Annotated in this window: 12 protein-coding genes; 9 read left to right on the forward strand and 3 right to left on the reverse strand. The window is 69.9% G+C overall.

Annotated features, from left to right (window positions below):
• The first annotated feature begins 185 nt into the window (after window positions 1–185).
• From rpmH to AC21LY_RS00385, 9 genes are all read left to right on the forward strand, one after another.
• Complete coding sequence (rpmH, locus tag AC21LY_RS00345; protein ID WP_068526256.1) at window positions 186–329, forward strand: 50S ribosomal protein L34; 144 nt, start codon at window positions 186–188, stop codon at window positions 327–329.
• A gap of 87 nt (window positions 330–416) precedes the next feature.
• Complete coding sequence (gene rnpA / locus AC21LY_RS00350; RefSeq protein ID WP_489044134.1) at window positions 417–830, forward strand: ribonuclease P protein component; 414 nt, start codon at window positions 417–419, stop codon at window positions 828–830.
• The gene (yidD, locus tag AC21LY_RS00355) at window positions 827–1087 is read left to right on the forward strand and encodes a membrane protein insertion efficiency factor YidD (RefSeq protein WP_489044135.1); all 261 of its coding nucleotides are present in this window, start codon (window positions 827–829) and stop codon (window positions 1085–1087) included. The genes rnpA and yidD overlap by 4 nt, the downstream gene beginning before the upstream one ends.
• A gap of 108 nt (window positions 1088–1195) precedes the next feature.
• The gene (gene yidC / locus AC21LY_RS00360; RefSeq protein WP_489044136.1) at window positions 1196–2341 is read left to right on the forward strand and encodes a membrane protein insertase YidC; all 1146 of its coding nucleotides are present in this window, start codon (window positions 1196–1198) and stop codon (window positions 2339–2341) included.
• Window positions 2342–2386: 45 nt separating this feature from the next.
• Window positions 2387–2926, forward strand: coding sequence for a Jag family protein (locus AC21LY_RS00365; RefSeq protein WP_489044137.1), 540 nt, complete (start codon window positions 2387–2389; stop codon window positions 2924–2926).
• Window positions 2927–3052: 126 nt separating this feature from the next.
• On the forward strand, window positions 3053–3751 hold the full coding sequence (gene rsmG / locus AC21LY_RS00370) for a 16S rRNA (guanine(527)-N(7))-methyltransferase RsmG (RefSeq protein ID WP_489045391.1): 699 nt from the start codon (window positions 3053–3055) through the stop codon (window positions 3749–3751).
• 2821 nt (window positions 3752–6572) lie between these two features.
• Window positions 6573–7487, forward strand: a complete 915-nt coding sequence (locus AC21LY_RS00375) for a ParA family protein (RefSeq protein ID WP_489044138.1) — start codon at window positions 6573–6575, stop codon at window positions 7485–7487.
• A 2-nt stretch (window positions 7488–7489) separates the two neighbouring features.
• Window positions 7490–8524, forward strand: a complete 1035-nt coding sequence (locus AC21LY_RS00380) for a ParB/RepB/Spo0J family partition protein (protein ID WP_489044139.1) — start codon at window positions 7490–7492, stop codon at window positions 8522–8524.
• 6 nt (window positions 8525–8530) lie between these two features.
• Window positions 8531–9253, forward strand: coding sequence for a GNAT family N-acetyltransferase (locus AC21LY_RS00385; RefSeq protein WP_489044140.1), 723 nt, complete (start codon window positions 8531–8533; stop codon window positions 9251–9253).
• 42 nt (window positions 9254–9295) lie between these two features.
• Here the strand turns inward: AC21LY_RS00385 and AC21LY_RS00390 are convergent, their stop codons facing one another.
• The 3 genes from AC21LY_RS00390 to trxB form a co-directional block, all read right to left on the reverse strand.
• Window positions 9296–10489: an N-acetylmuramoyl-L-alanine amidase gene (locus tag AC21LY_RS00390; protein ID WP_489044141.1), complete on the reverse strand. Its 1194-nt coding sequence runs from the start codon at window positions 10487–10489 to the stop codon at window positions 9296–9298.
• Window positions 10490–10589: 100 nt separating this feature from the next.
• Window positions 10590–10913, reverse strand: a complete 324-nt coding sequence (gene trxA / locus AC21LY_RS00395; RefSeq protein ID WP_489044142.1) for a thioredoxin — start codon at window positions 10911–10913, stop codon at window positions 10590–10592.
• 28 nt (window positions 10914–10941) lie between these two features.
• Window positions 10942–11898 (reverse strand): thioredoxin-disulfide reductase, encoded by a 957-nt coding sequence (gene trxB, locus AC21LY_RS00400; protein ID WP_489044143.1) that lies wholly within the window; start codon window positions 11896–11898, stop codon window positions 10942–10944.
• Between the last annotated feature and the right edge of the window lie 34 nt (window positions 11899–11932).

Consider the following 11932-nt stretch of genomic DNA (forward strand, 5'->3'; position numbering starts at 1 on the left):
TCACGCGTCCTCGCGGGTGTCGGTTTGACCTTGTCAGCGGGTATAAGTAGTCTTGACCGGTCTGTGCGCACACCGATTCGTCGGTCGAGTTCGACCTCAGGTCGAGCTTCATGTGCCGCCGAAGAAGTTTCCGTCCATCGATCGACGGTGCACCCCGCACCGTCCACTGAACAAGGAGTGTCACCGTGGCCAAGGGCAAGCGGACGTTCCAGCCGAACAACCGTCGCCGCGCGCGGGTGCACGGCTTCCGTCTTCGTATGCGCACCCGTGCCGGGCGCGCCATCGTCTCCGCGCGTCGTACCAAGGGTCGCGCGAAGCTGACGGCCTGATTTTTCCTCTCGCGTAGCGCCACCGCGCACCGGTCCGTCCAGGCGAAGTGGAGCTGTTGTAAGGGGGATGGAGAAGGAAGGCACGCCGTGTTACCCGCTCGCAACCGCATGAGTTCGTCGCGCGACTTCAGCGCGGCGGTCAAGGGTGGGCGGCGCACGGGTCGTCGGTCCATCGTGGTGCACGTGGCGAACAGGACCGATCCGGCTGCTCATGACCGCCCGGTTCCCGCTCTCGAGGGGGGACCGGGCCTCGTCGTGTCCGGACTCGATCCGGTCATCCCGGCACCGCGGGTCGGGCTGATCGTCTCGAAGGCCGTGGGTAACGCGGTGGTCCGCCATGCGGTCGCCCGCAGGCTGCGCGCCGCTGCCGCCGCCGTCACCGGGCAACTCGACGACGGTGCCCTCGTCGTGGTCCGAGCGCTGCGTGCGGCGGCAGATGACGATGCGAACGAGCTGGCAGCGCAACTGCGTTCGGGCCTGACGAAGTTGGGCGCCTTGTGAGCGAGAGAACGCCGGCGGGCGCCGGGAGCACGGTACGCGCGGCGCCGCGGCGGGCATTGATCTTCGCGGTACAGCTGTACCGAACCTGGATCTCCCCCATGCGCCCGCCCACCTGCCGGTTCATCCCCACCTGCAGTGAGTATGCGGTGGAAGCCCTTTCGGCACACGGCGCGGTGCGGGGCGTGTACCTCAGTACCATTCGCCTGCTCAAGTGCGGGCCGTGGCACCGCGGCGGCTGGGATCCCGTTCCGGACTGACCTTCGCCGCCAACGGCTTTCACCGCTCGATGCGCGAATGTCCGCGCTCACGAACCTCTCGAAGAACAGATCGGCAAGGAGCACCGCCCCGTGTCAAGTTTCAATCCGATGTCCTTGGACTACGTGTACTACCCGGTGTCGGGCATCATGTGGGTCTGGCACAAGGTCTTCTCCTTCGTGCCCGGCCTCGGCCCCGACAGCGGCATTACGTGGGCCCTCTCCGTGGTCTTCCTCGTGCTCACCCTGCGCGCGATCCTGTACAAGCCCTTCGTCAAGCAGATCCGGACGACGCGGCAGATGCAGGAGTTCCAGCCGCAGATGCAGGCCCTGCGGAAGAAGTACGGCAAGGACCGTCAGAAGATGGCCCTGGAGATGCAGAAGCTGCAGAAGGAGCACGGCTTCAACCCGCTGCTCGGCTGCCTGCCCGCGCTGCTGCAGGTGCCGGTGTTCATCGGCCTGTTCCACGTGCTCCGCTCGTTCAACCGGATGAGCGGCGGTACGGCACAGATGTTCGGCTCGCCCGACATGAACGCCTACGAGACCCGGCACACCGCCAACTACTTCTTCTCCGCCACCGATGTGCAGAGCTTCCTCGACGCGCGGCTCTTCGGCGTCCCGCTCTCCTCGTACGTGCAGGAACCCGTCGCACAGTTCCAGGCCTTCATGCCGGTGGGTCCGGATCTCGCGTACATCGAGCCGAACTTCCAGAAGTCCTGGATCATCGCGCTGTCCGTGCCGCTGATGATCATCGCCGCACTGGCGACGCACTTCAACTCGCGTGCCTCGATCGCCCGCCAGCCCGTGGCCTCGCTGGACAACCCGCAGACGGCCATCATGAACCGCCTCATGCTGTGGGTCTTCCCCATCGGTGTGCTCGTCGGTGGCTTCTTCCTGCCCGTCGCGATCCTGATCTACTGGGTCACCCAGAACATCTGGACGTACTGCCAGCAGCACATCGTCTTCGGCAAGCTCGACAAGGAGGAAGAGGAGAAGAAGCGCCTCGCCCAGGAGAAGCGTGCGGAGAACGCCCCCAAGCCCGGCGTGAAGCCCAAGAAGGGTGGCGCCGCCGCGCCCGCGGTGACGAAGGCCGCCGAGACCACGGAGTCCGACGATGCCGAGGCGCCCGCGGAGGATGAGGCACCGTCGAAGCCCGCCCCCGGAGCCAAGCCCAGGCCCCAGCACCCGGCCGCGAACGCCCGGCAGCAGCAGCGCAACCAGCAGCAGCGCAACCGGAACCGCAAGCGCAAGCGCTGAGCGCGCGCCACGAACCCCTGATGATCGAATTCCCAAGGAGTACCCATGCCTGACGACGTGACCGTCGAGGAGGAGCAGACCGCGACCGCGGAGGCGCCGGCCGAGAGCCCCGCGGACGAGGACGACGAGCTGGTCGAGGAGGGCGAGATTGCCGCCGACTACCTCGAGCAGCTGCTCGACATCCTCGATTTCGACGGCGATATCGACCTCGATGTGGAGGGTGGCCGCGCGATCGTCGCGATCGACGGCGGCGACGATCTCACCAAGCTGGTCGGGCCGCGCGGTGAGGTGCTCGACGCCCTGCAGGAGCTGACCCGCCTCGCGGTGCAGCAGTCCACCGGCGACCGTAGCCGCCTCATGCTGGACATCGCCGGTTGGCGCGCGGGTCGGCGCACGCGGCTGTCGGCGCTCGGCACCGAGGTGGCCAAGCGGGTCGTCGAGTCGGGCGAGAAGGAGTCGCTCAAGCCGATGACGCCGTTCGAGCGCAAGATCGTCCACGATGCCGTCGCGAAGGTCGACGGTGTGCGGTCGGAGAGCGAGGGCGCGGAGCCCAACCGTCGCGTCGTGGTGCTGCCCAGCGCCTAGACTGGTTTCAGGTGAACGATGGGTCCCGGGCCGTGCGCCTGGGGCCCATCGTCGTTTCCGGGTGAGATGCCCGAACGGAAGACGGCTGTGTGACAGGAGAGGTTTCACGTGGAACAGCGCGACGAGGTGACGGACGCGTCCGGCGGCGGTACGGCGGCGGACCTGCCTCCCACTCCCCCGGTCGCGCGGCAGGTCTTCGGTGATCGTCTGGAGCTCGCCGAGGAGTACGCCCGGGTCCTCGCCACAGACGGGGTGGTCCGCGGGCTCATCGGCCCCCGGGAGGTGCCGCGGCTGTGGGAGCGGCACGTGCTTAACTGCGCGGTGCTCGGCGAGCTCCTCGAGCCCGGTGAGACGCTCGTGGACATCGGGAGCGGTGCCGGCCTGCCCGGCGTCCCGGTCGCCATCGCCCGGCCCGACGTCGAGGTGATCTTGGTGGAGCCGCTGCTGCGTCGCGCGGTCTTCCTCGAGGAGTTCTGCGGACCGCGCCTGCCCAACGTCCGGGTGGTCCGGGGGCGCGCGGAGGAGCGCGCGGTCGTCGACGCGGTGGGTGGTGCCGACGCGGTGACCTCTCGTGCCGTCTCCGGGTTCCCGAAGCTCGCCCCGTGGTCCGCTCCCCTCCTCCGCGATGGCGGACGATTGTTGGCACTGAAGGGGTCGCGTGCCGCCGAGGAGATCGAGGAGCACAGCGCGGTCCTCTCCAAGGCCGGGCTGCGTGAGCCGGAAGTGGTGCTCTGCGGTGTCGGCATCGTCGATCCGGCGACCACCGTCGTGCGTGCAGTGCGGCGAGCGGTGGCTCCGAGGAAGCGCGCGAAGTCGCGACGCTGATCGGAAACGGTCATTTGCGGCACGGTCTGTGGGTGCCCAACCACCCACCGGCCGTTTCGACACGTGACGCTAGGCTTGGCTGTGGCGGGAATTGTGAGGCTCGGCCGGCCTCGGAATGAGACGGACGTACCTGTCTGGCGCCACGCGGTCGGTCGATTCCGGTCGGCGTGAGACGGCGGACCGGCCTCTCGCTCGCGTCGTTACCGCTCGAACTTGCCGGCCTCCCGTGGCGTTGTCGGGCGGAGCTCGACGAGATGTCCGCCGGACTCGCCGGCGAGTCTGGATACGACGCCGAGCCCGGCCGCGCTGGCATTGGAGCGGAGATCGATGAGTGGACTCGGGTCTGCGTCGGTTTAGAGGGCGCCCGGCGACTGCGGTTCGGAGCATGGGTGGCGGGATGATCCGTGGCGTGTGGATGCCATGACTCCCCCGGCCGGATCGTGTTGTCAGGACGGAGCCGGTCCGAAGCACCGCGTGGAACGCTCGAACATGCGGGACGTTCGTCGACCGTAGCGCGAGGTGTCCGCGCGTCGGATGGAAGGCCCTCGGCACTGAGATGATCCGCGCGCCCCGGCCGGTGCTGGAAGCTACCGAAGCGGTGTGCCGGGAGGCGTCACTCCGGGATCTGTTCGCCCGCCCGCCGGTGACGGTGGAGGGGTGCGGACGCGCTGAACTCCGCTGGGGAGGCGGGCGTTGTCGGGCGTCGGGCTGACGTCCCGATCCGCCGGCCGCGGGGCTTGCCCGCCTTCGGGTCGACGTGCGGGGCCGTGGTGGCGGCGCACGTTGCGGAGCACCAGAGGTTCGCCGTCGCCCTCGGGCGAGGAGATCACAGGATCGCGAGATGCGGGGCGTGGGTTTCACGTGAAACGAGGCGACCGGGTCTCTCCTCCCCCGACCGCGGTGCCGGCGATCCCGAGTCGAACTCTTGGGGGTGACGGTGGTATCCACTGGCTGCTGTATCCCGCCATGCGGCGGACTGTCCGGCTGGGTGGGTCCACAGTGTCGTCCGGATGCACATGCGTCGACGAAGGGAGGCGCCCGAACTCGGCCGGCCCCTGCGGGCTCCGGTGGGCGCACACGTTCCTAGGACGCGACCGCGGCGTCGTCGATGTCGAGCGGGCGCGGGAACGATACCGATAGCGGTCGGGCTGGGGAGCGACTCGTGCCGGAGCTGTCGTCGCTGCCGAGGCGATGACGCCGCTACGGCGATACGAATGCGGGGGCCGGGGTACGGCTCGGGAAGGGGTGAGACGGTATGTGGGTGTCGTGCCAATGCCGGGATGTCTGCTGCCGTGCGGAGTGCTCCCGCGGGGACCGCGGTGTGGCGACGGGTCTGGACGGACTGCTCTGTGGATGACCGATCGCCCGCCCGTCGTCGGTGAGTACGGCGTGCCGGCGCGACTGCGGATCGGTGTCTTCCCGGGAGCGGAACGCGGTGCGTGGCGTGAGTAGACGGGGCTTGTCCGTCGACGGAGCCGGAGCAGTGTGCCACGACCGATCCGTCCCGTGCCGTTCGCCGTGGGCAGTACACCGCGCCTCCCGGCGACACTTCGGGCGAGGCAGCGCCCGCGTCCGACGGCACCGGTCAGGAAGTCTCGACGCCGCAATGGAACGGGCCGAGGGCCCGGCCACGGTGCTCGCCCCTGCGCTCGCGGGCGGTGCCGCGTCGAACGGGTCCCCTCCCCTGGGCCTCCGAATGGCGATTCCTCGTGGACCCGTGCGTGCTGCGGCGTCGCATACGGTGTGTTGACCGGCGCTCTGATCTCCGCCGCGGGCACAGGTCATCGACGGATGAGCCGATTGCGGTGGGACCTCGCCAGAGGTGGTGGGCGTGAGCGGCGCGGGTTCAGCAGACGGGGGCGTGCCGGCGCGGCGAGCTGAGAGCGCGTGCCGGCTGTCCGCGTCGTCGGTCCGACGACTGTCGGATAGCCGCGGGAGGCGAGCAGTCCCGCTCGCGTGTGGGCGCCGATGTACAGGTGTGCCGCTGCGGCATCTGCGGCGTCCGGGATAGGAGGGTCACTGTTTCACGTGGAACAGATGCCCCGATCGTCCGCGCCGCTCGGATTCCGATGCCGGGATCGGAGATCGCAGCGCCCGGCGCGAAGGCTCTCGGGCGAGCGATCGGCAGCACTGGGAGGCGCCGGGTGAGACGGCGGTTCGACCGACCTCGCCGTCGAGCGTTTCACGTGGAACACGTGCCAGGTCGAGTGCCGACCCGCGGGGGCTCTGAGAATCAGGTCCGCGGACAGCTCGCGTGTGTGATGGACCGACGGCCCGCCCGTCCGACGGCGATCGTCCGTGTGAGCGCGCATCCAGAGCGCGACTCACGGTCGCCGACGGGAAGATGTCCGGGCGTCCCCCTGGGACACCGTGAATGCCGCGGCTGATCTTCACCGCGCGAGCACCGGCACGGTGGCCCGCACCGTGCCGCGAGCCGGGGCCGGCCGCGTGAGAGCTTGTGCCGACAGGCCTGCGCGGCATCGTCCGGACCACGACGCGACGGTGCACAGCTGACTCTCGCCGCCTGCCCGACCGAGAGCGCGCCGTGGCGAGACGGCCGGCTCCGACGCGTCGATCTCCGGCGGAGAGCGTGGCGGCTCCGGATGATGTCGGAGCGGGCCGGTCGGAGGCGATGGCGGGCGAGCGTCGACGACGGCGGGGGCGTGGTGGGACGCGCCGACGTCGAGGCCGACGCGCTGTTTCACGTGGAACCGTCCATGAGACCGACCGGACGACGTGATCTGAACGACGGGTCATGGGTACCGGGCTGACGCGCCCCGGCGGAGAAACTAGGATGAGGGGCAACTGCTGAGGAGAGCGCGTGACTGATCACGAATCCGGCTTCGACGTTTCACGTGGAACCGCTGAAGACGACACCCCGATCGCCGCGGCCGCCCGCCGCGCCAGCCAGGTCCTGACTCCCGGAGCGGCGGGCACCCTGCCCAAGCCCACCGAGCGTCGTACCCTGACGATCGCCAACCAGAAGGGTGGCGTCGGCAAGACCACCACCGCCGTCAACCTGGCCGCGGCGCTCGCGCTGCAGGGGCTGCGGGTCCTCGTCGTCGACCTCGACCCCCAGGGCAACGCGAGCACGGCGCTCGGCGTCGATCACCGCTCGGGCGTGCCGTCGACCTACGAGCTCCTGCTCGGCGAGACCACGCTGGAGGAGGCGATGGCGCAGAGCCCGCACTCCCCCAACCTCTACTGCGTCCCCGCGACGATCGACCTGGCCGGCGCGGAGATCGAGCTCGTCAGCATGGTGGCGCGGGAGACGCGCCTGAAGAACGCCCTCGCCAGCGCGGCGGCCGACGACATCGACTACATCTTCATCGACTGTCCGCCCTCGCTGGGACTGCTCACGGTGAACGCGCTCGTCGCGGCCAAGGAGGTGCTCATTCCGATCCAGTGCGAGTACTACGCGCTGGAGGGCGTCGGCCAGCTGCTGCGGAACATCGAGCTGGTGCAGGCGCACTTGAACAAGGACCTGCACGTCTCGACCGTGCTCCTCACGATGTACGACGCGCGCACGAAGCTCGCGGACCAGGTGGCCGCCGAGGTCCGCAACCACTTCGGCGAGCGCGTGCTCAGCGCCACGATCCCGCGCAGCGTCAAGGTCTCCGAGGCGCCCGGCTACGGCACCACCGTCCTCGACTACGACCCGGGTTCGCGCGGAGCGATGAGCTATCTCGATGCCGGCCGAGAACTCGCCTTCCGTGGCGCAGGGCAGGCGGTGTAACCGTGGCCGGGCAGAAGAAGGGCGGGCTCGGCCGTGGTCTCGCGGCACTGATCCCCACCGGACCGGACGAGGGACCGCGGCTCGGCAACGCCGCCGCGGACGTGATCATCGGAGCGCGGGCGGAGGCCCCGTCGGCCAACCGGGCCGGCCGCCCCACCGATCGCCCGACGGGCGCCCCGTCCGGCGCCCAGGGCGGGGAGGCACCGTCGGACCTCGCGGACTCCGGCGCGGTGTACCGGGAGATCCCGCCGACGGCGATCCAGCCGAACCCGCAGCAGCCGCGCACCGTCTTCGACGAGGAGGGCCTCGCCGAGCTGATCCACTCCATTCGCGAGTTCGGGCTCATGCAGCCGATCGTGGTCCGGCCGCTCCCCCGCCCGCAGGGCGACGTGCGCTACCAGCTCGTCATGGGCGAGCGCCGTTGGCGGGCCAGCCAGGAGGCCGGCCTCACCGCCATCCCCGCGATCGTGCGCGAGACCGCCGACGGCGACATGCTTCGCGACGCGCTCCTCGAGAACATCCACCGCGTCCAGCTCAACCCGCTGGAGGAGGCGGCCGCCTACGCGCAGCTGCTCGAGGAGTTCGGCGTGACGCACGACGAGCTCGCCGCCCGCCTCGGACGCTCGCGGCCGGTGGTCACCAACACGATCCGGCTCCTGCGCCTCCCCGTCGCCGTGCAGCGCCGGGTCGCCGCCGGCGTCCTCTCCGCGGGTCATGCGCGCGCGCTCCTCGCGCTGGAGGCCGGCGCCGAGGCCCAGGACGCGCTCGCCGCCAGGATCGTCGCGGAGGGCATGTCGGTGCGGGCCACCGAGGAGGCCGTCACCCTCGCGAACCGTGGGGACGGCACCGTCGTCCCCGCCGCCCGGCAGCGTCGGCAGCCCGCGGACCCCGGCCTCCGGGAGGTCGCGGACCGGATCGCGGACCGGCTCGACACCAAGGTCACCGTCTCGATGGGCAAGCGGAAGGGAAAGATCGTCGTCGAGGTCGGTTCGGCCGATGACCTCGAACGGATCGTCGCCCTCCTCGCCGAGAAGTGATGCACCATGGCACTGACGATCGTCCCGCTCACCCTGGGCGGCTTCGACGACCTCCCGCGGCACATCCGCCGCTGCGTCTACTGGGAGGTCGCGCCGGACGGTGAGACCCTCACCGACACCGAGTTCGACAAGGAAGCCTGGCTGTCGATGCTCATGCTCGAGTGGGGCTCGTGCGGGCAGGTCGCGATCGACCACTCCGTCGACGGCACGACCCGGGTCGTCGGCGTCGCCTTCTACGCGCCGCCGCGGAGTGTTCCTCGCGCCGTTCACTTCCCCACCGCGCCCGTCAGCCCCGACGCTGTGCTGCTCACCTGGGTCGGTACCGAACCGGGTACGGACGTGCGGGTCAAGGAGGAGCTGGTCACGGCGGTGTGCACCGATCTGGTGCGTCGCGGCGTCCGTGCGGTGGAGGCCTTCGCACTGCTCACGCCGGTCGGGATGCTCACTGAAGATGTTGTGGCACAACTGAATTGTGGTCCGTGTGGATGCAAGACCCCACCGTTGACGGACGCCGACTTCCTGGAGCAGATGGGCTTCGAGACCGTCGCCCCGCACCACCGGTACCCCCGGCTGCGTCTTGAGCTCTCGGAGGGCCTGGGGTGGAAGGCCGGCGTCGAGCACGCCCTCGAGCAGTTGCTCGCGGAGGGCGCCGCCGAAGCGGCCCTCAGAACGGCTCTGGAGGGCACGGGAGACGCCGCCGCACCCGTCGGGAGGGCCGGGGAGGGCTGAGGCCGTACGGGGCCGTTCAGGCTCCGACGGTGCCCGGGCCCGTCAGGCCCGGTTCTCGGCGTTCTCCTCGAGCTCCAGCAGCTCGGCGAAGGTGTACGTGCCGGTGGGGCGGTCGTTCTCGCCCAGCAGGTACAGCCGCTTGACCGCCACCAGGATCGCCTCGGCGATGGTGTCGCGCATCTGCGGCGAGGCCAGCACCGCCGCGTCGTGCGGGTTGGTCACGTAGCCGACGTCGATCTGCACCGTGGGCATCCGGGTCAGCCGGACGATGTCCCAGGTGCGGCCGTGGTAGTGGCAGTCGGACAGAGGTGTGCGCGCGACGATCTCGCGCTGGATGAAGCCGGCCAGATTGCGCCCGATGGTCGAACTCGCGCCGTGCGAGTTGCCGAAGTGGAACGACGCCACTCCGTGGGCGCGATCGTTGCGGTAGTGCGCGGTGCGCAGCGCGATCATCATGTCGGCGTCGAAGGTGTTCGCCGTGTAGGCGCGGGTGCTGTCGTCGGCGTCCATGCCCCGCGGACGGGACAGGTAGGTCTCCATGCCGGCGGCGGCCATCCGGCCCTCCAGCCGCGAGCCCAGATCCCAGAGGATCTCCTCCTCCGTGATGTGCCGGCCGTCCGGGCCCTGCACGGCCAGGCCGCGGTCGGGGCCGCCGAGGCCCGGGTCGATCACGATCCGCTTACCGGACAGACGGGGCCCGGAGCTGCGGACGTGTTCCTCCTCGCGGATCGCGTGCGGCGATCCGCCCGTCACGCGCGAGCCGAGGAAGGTCAGCGAGCGCAGCGTCGCGGGGCCGCAGATGCCGTCGGCGACGAGCCCGAACTCGCGCTGGTAGGCGGACAGGCCCAGGTGCGTCTGCGGACCGAAGAGACCGTCGATCATGCCGGCGTAGAAGCCCAGGTTCTGCAGGCGGGCCTGCAGCGCGGCCACATCGTCGCCTGAGGGCGGCGCGGAGGCGATGTAGCTCAGTGTGCGCGCGCCCAGTTGGTAGGTGGACTCGCGCAGGGCCCGGTACGTGGCCGGACCGACGACACCGTCGACGAGGAGCCCCCGCTGCTGCTGGAAGGCGCGCGTGGCGCGATCGAGCCGACGGTCGAAGACCGCTTCGGGGACGGTCCATCCGTTGACGACGAGGTCCGTCGGCGCCACGTAGTCCCGGAGGAATCCCTGGTCGGCGAGGATTCCGCGGATCTCCGCCACGGCGCCACCGTGATCACCGAGGCTGATGCGTGGCATGGAGCACCCTTCGCTAGCTTCCTGCGGGCGGGCCGCTCGCAGGTCGGGAAATCGAGTACACGATACGGCCTCCGGGCCCACGGACCAACGCGACGGCGAATCAGACCAGGCCGTCGAGCTCCTTGAGGATGGCGGACTTGCTCTTCGCCCCCACCAGCTTGGTGGTGGGCTTCCCGCCCTGGAACAGGATCAGCGTGGGGATGCTGAGCACCTGGTAGTCCCGCTGCGTGCCGGGGTTCTGGTCCACTTCGAGCTTGGCGAAGACGACCTTGTCGCCGTGCTCGGCGGCGAGCTGCTCCAGCACCGGCGCGACCACCTTGCAGGGGCCGCACCAGGTGGCCCAGAAATCGACCAGCACGGGCTTGTCGGACTGCAGGACCTGCTCGACGAAGGTGTCGTCGGTGACCGTGACGATGTCGGCCATGTCTCTCCTCGGGGAAGGGGGTGGGGGCTTACTGGGCGATCGCGGCGGTGCGCTGATGCGCGAGCCAGCGCTCGGCGTCGATGGCGGCGGAACAGCCGCTGCCGGCCGCGGTGATGGCCTGGCGGTAGGTGTGGTCGACGAGGTCGCCCGCGGCGAAGACACCGGGCACTCCGGTGGCGGTGCTGCGGCCCTCGACCTGCACGTAACCCTCCTCGTCGAGGGTGACCTGGCCGGCCACCAGCGCCGAGCGCGGGTCGTGGCCGATCGCCACGAACAGGCCCGTGACCTCGAGAGTCTCCACCGCGCCCGTCACCGTGTTCTCGACCAGCAGCGACTCGACGGACTTCTCGCCCTGCACCGCGTTCACCTTGGTATCGGTGAGGAAGCGGATCTTCTCGTTCGCCCGCGCGCGGTCGAGCATGATCTTCGAGGCGCGGAAGTTCTCGCTGCGGTGGATCAGGGTGACGGACTTCGCGAACTTGGTGAGGAAGATGGCCTCCTCCATCGCGGAATCGCCGCCGCCGACCACCGCGATGTCCTGTTCGCGGAAGAAGAAGCCGTCACAGGTGGCGCAAGCGCTGACACCGCGGCCGAGCAGGGCCTCCTCCCCGGGGATGCCGAGGTAGCGCGCCGCGGCGCCCATCGCGAGGATCACGGCGCGGGCGCGGTAGCTGCCCTCCGAGGTGACGATCTCCTTGATCTCACCGTCGAGCTGCACGGACTCCACGTCCTCCATGCGCAGATCGGCGCCGAAGCGGATGGCCTGCTCGCGCATCTCGTCCATCAGCTGCGGGCCCATGATGCCCTCGCGGAAGCCCGGGTAGTTCTCCACCTCGGTGGTGGTCATGAGTGCGCCGCCGAAGTTGGTGCCCTCGAACAGGATCGTCTTCAGCTCGGCGCGCCCCGCGTAGACGCCCGCCGTGTATCCGGCCGGACCCGATCCGATGATGATCACGTCCGCGATATCGGTGCCAGCTGCAGTCATCTACCTACCCAACCCTTGAAGAAGCGCCCGGTGT

Source organism: Tsukamurella sp. II2bb, assembly GCF_057815145.1.

Bases quoted from the DNA above. Each gene is read 5' to 3' on its own strand.
- trxA (WP_489044142.1), bottom strand. From the start codon at position 10,913: ATGGCCGACATCGTCACGGTCACCGACGACACCTTCGTCGAGCAGGTC.
- AC21LY_RS00385 (WP_489044140.1), top strand. From the start codon at position 8,531: ATGGCACTGACGATCGTCCCGCTCACCCTGGGCGGCTTCGACGACCTC.
- trxB (WP_489044143.1), bottom strand. From the start codon at position 11,898: ATGACTGCAGCTGGCACCGATATCGCGGACGTGATCATCATCGGATCG.
- AC21LY_RS00365 (WP_489044137.1), top strand. From the start codon at position 2,387: ATGCCTGACGACGTGACCGTCGAGGAGGAGCAGACCGCGACCGCGGAG.
- yidC (WP_489044136.1), top strand. From the start codon at position 1,196: ATGTCCTTGGACTACGTGTACTACCCGGTGTCGGGCATCATGTGGGTC.
- AC21LY_RS00390 (WP_489044141.1), bottom strand. From the start codon at position 10,489: ATGCCACGCATCAGCCTCGGTGATCACGGTGGCGCCGTGGCGGAGATC.